The organism is Streptomyces sp. (assembly GCF_035563135.1).
In the GTDB taxonomy this organism is placed as follows: Bacteria; Actinomycetota; Actinomycetes; order Streptomycetales; family Streptomycetaceae; genus Streptomyces.
This window is the reverse complement of record NZ_DATMVN010000166.1, coordinates 1-2969: the sequence shown is the minus strand read 5'-3', so window position 1 is coordinate 2969 and position 2969 is coordinate 1. Positions and strand designations below refer to the sequence as shown.

Annotated in this window: 4 protein-coding genes; 1 reads left to right on the top strand and 3 read right to left on the bottom strand. The window is 70.6% G+C overall.

Features of this window, described 5'->3' with window-relative positions:
• Positions 1–10 precede the first annotated feature (10 nt).
• On the bottom strand, positions 11–1159 hold the full coding sequence (locus VN520_RS07120; RefSeq protein ID WP_325745996.1) for an AI-2E family transporter: 1149 nt from the start codon (positions 1157–1159) through the stop codon (positions 11–13).
• A 195-nt stretch (positions 1160–1354) separates the two neighbouring features.
• Positions 1355–1549 carry a DUF3046 domain-containing protein gene (locus VN520_RS07115; RefSeq protein WP_325745995.1) on the bottom strand — a complete coding sequence of 65 codons (195 nt, stop codon included), beginning with the start codon at positions 1547–1549 and terminating at the stop codon, positions 1355–1357.
• Positions 1550–1629: 80 nt separating this feature from the next.
• On the opposite strand from VN520_RS07115, the gene VN520_RS07110 reads away from it, so the two are divergent.
• A complete protein-coding gene (locus VN520_RS07110) occupies positions 1630–2544 on the top strand; it encodes a hypothetical protein (protein ID WP_325745994.1) in 915 nt (304 codons plus the stop codon).
• A 33-nt stretch (positions 2545–2577) separates the two neighbouring features.
• Here VN520_RS07110 and VN520_RS07105 read toward each other — a convergent pair whose 3' ends face one another.
• Positions 2578–2883, bottom strand: a complete 306-nt coding sequence (locus VN520_RS07105; protein WP_325745993.1) for an AzlD domain-containing protein — start codon at positions 2881–2883, stop codon at positions 2578–2580.
• Between the last annotated feature and the right edge of the window lie 86 nt (positions 2884–2969).

Below are 2969 nucleotides of genomic sequence, written 5' to 3'. Positions count from 1 at the left end.
GCGGCCGGTGTCACCGGCTGCCGCCGGCCGGATCCGTGCTCTCCCCGCCCCCGCGCCGCACCACCCGGCGGATCCTGGACAGCGCCGGCTCGCCGTCGCGCCGGCGGTGGCCCCCCTGCACCCTCGGGTCGTCCGTCACGTCGTAGCGCTTCACGTACGCACCCAGGAACGCCTGGAGCGTCGCGATGGCCGGAATGGCGATCAGCGCCCCGACGGCCCCCATCAGCGCGGTGCCCGCGACCACCGAGCCGAAGGCGACCGCAGGGTGGATGTCGACCGTCTTGGACGTGAGTTTCGGCTGCACCACGTAGTTCTCGAACTGCTGGTAGACCACGACGAAACCGAGTACCCACAACGCGAACCAGGGGTCGACGGTGAACGCGATCAGCATGGGCAGCGCGCCGGCCAGATACGTGCCGATCGTGGGGATGAACTGCGAGACGAGGCCGACCCAGACCGCGAGCGCGGGCGCGTAGGGCACCCCGAGGGCCACCAGCAGGATGTAGTGCGCCACACCGGAGACCAGCGCCATCAGCCCGCGCGAGTAGATGTAGCCCCCGGTCTTGTCGACCGCGATCTCCCAGGCGCGCAGCACCTCGGTCTGCCGGGAGGGCGGCAGTACGGAGCACAGCGCCCTCCGGAGCCGGGGCCCGTCGGCAGCGAAGTAGAACGAGAACAGGAAGATCATCAGCAGCCGGAACAGTCCGCCGAGCACGGTGGTGGAGACGTCGAGCACGCCGGTGGCGCTGTTCTGCACGTACTTCTGGAGCCAGTCCGAGTGCAGCAGGCTGTCCTGCACCTCCACCCTGGAGAGCTCCGTGCGGAAGGTCTGGTTGACCCAGTTGATCACCGAGTCGAGGTATTTGGGGAACTCCTCGACCATGTCGACGATCTGGCCGGCGAGCATCGAGCCGAGCAGGACGACGAAACCGACCCCGGCGATCAGCACCGCGAGGAAGACCAGGAAGGTGGCGAGTCCCCGGCGCATTCCACGTCCGGCCATACGGCTGACGGCCGGCTCGATGGCCAGTGCGAGGAAGAAGGCGATGAGGACGTTGGTCAGCAGCCCGATGAGCTGGTAGAAGGCCCAGCTGCCGAGCTGGAAGCAGCCGTAGAGCGCCAGAGCCATGACGATCGCACGCGGCAGCCAGCCGGGCATGCGGACAGGGCCGGTGCCGGGCGGCGGATTCGGTGGTGCGGCCGGCGGGACGGGCGGCGAGGCGGGCGGCTGGGTCTGGGCGGTCTCGTCTGTCGGTGCCACGGGACAAGTCTCGCTCACCGAAGTGACAACCGGCCCCGCAGCCCGGAGGCGGCGTGGGCTGCACAGCCGCTGCGGGGGACGGGACCGCGTCGCTCAGCGCTTCTCCGGGGGCACGCCGACCGCCGCGCAGACCCCGCGCCAGACGTCCTTGGTTTCCCAGCCCGCGGCCAGGGCCTCGTGCACCGTACGGCCACCGAGCTCCGCCATGACGTGATCGCGCGCGAAGGAGTCGGCGTACGTCTCGCCGAAGTGGTCCGCCATCCGTTCCCAGAAAATCGTCAACCGCATGCCCCCAGTATCCCGCTCCTGAGAGTGCAGCCGGGCCGGGACGGCCCCGTCGGCGGCCCGTTCCCCTCTACGGTCGGTCCATGGCCGGAACCGGAGCAGACCCCCTCGCCCACGCCGAGCAGTTCATCTGGCTCACCGCACGCGTTCTCGAACAGCGGCGGTTCGCCCATCTCTTCCTGGAAGGAAGCGCGGACGCCGTCGAAACCGCGCTCGCCGCCTATCGGAACGAGGACGGCGGCTACGGTCACGCACTCGAACCCGATCTTCGCGGACCCGTGAGTCAGCCCCTCCACACCGCTCACGCGCTGAGCGTCCTCGACTCGATCGGCCGCTGCGGTGGTCCGCGCGTGGAACGGATCTGCCGCTATCTCACGGACGTGTCGACCAAGGAAGGCGCGTTGCCCGCGATCCACCCTTCCCAACGCGGTTACCCCGCGGCGCCCTTCATCCCCGTGGTCGACGACCCGCCTGCCGAACTCCTGGCGACGGGCCCGGTGGTGGGGCTGCTGCACCGCAATCAGGTGTGGCACGCCTGGCTGTTCAGGGCCACCGACTTCTGCTGGGCCGCCGTGGACGCCCTGGAACAGTCCCATCCGTACGAGATCGAGGCGGCCGTCGCCTTCCTGGACGGCGTACCCGACCGCGCGCGTGCGGAGGCGGCCGCGGACCGGCTGGGGCAACTGGTACGTGAGCAGCGGCTGGTGGTGCTCGATCCGCGGGGCCGTGCGGACCGCCCGGTGGCTCCCGGTTACGCCCCGGGGGAACACCACTTCCCTCACGACTACGCCCGCACACCCGGGTCGCTCGCACGCCGGTGGTTCAGCGACAGCGAGCTGGAGAGGTCCCTGGATCATCTGGCGGCCGAACAGCAGGAGGACGGCGGCTGGCCGGTCAAATGGCGGCAGTGGGCCCCGGGAACGGCCCTGGAGAGCCGCCCGGTCGTGACACTCGGCGCCCTGCGGACCCTCCGGGCGTACGGTCGCGGTCCGCGCTGATCCGTCCCGCTTCAGAGCAGGGCGCGTCCGACTTCAGAGCAGGGCGCGTCCGAGGGCGGTGACCACGACCGCGACGCCGACGACGACCAGGAAGGGAGCACGCAGGACGAGGGCGGTCACCGCCGCGGCGAGCCCTGCCGTCCGGGCGTCCAGCACCAGCTGCTGCCCGCCGTCGAAGGTCTGCTGGGCGGTGAGAGCTGCGAGCAGCGCCACCGGCATGAGCGCTGCCAGCTTCTGCACAAGAGGGCGTTCCAGGGCTCCGGCAGGGACCAGGAGCCCCAGGAGCTTGGCGAGATAGCAGCCCACGGCAGTGAGCCCGATGGCGATCCAGACGTTCACCGGCCCTCCCCGGGCGTCGTGCCTCCGGTGAAGGTCTCGTCCTGGGTGTTCCTGCCGCAGGCCTTCAGGGATCCGTCCCGGGTGTC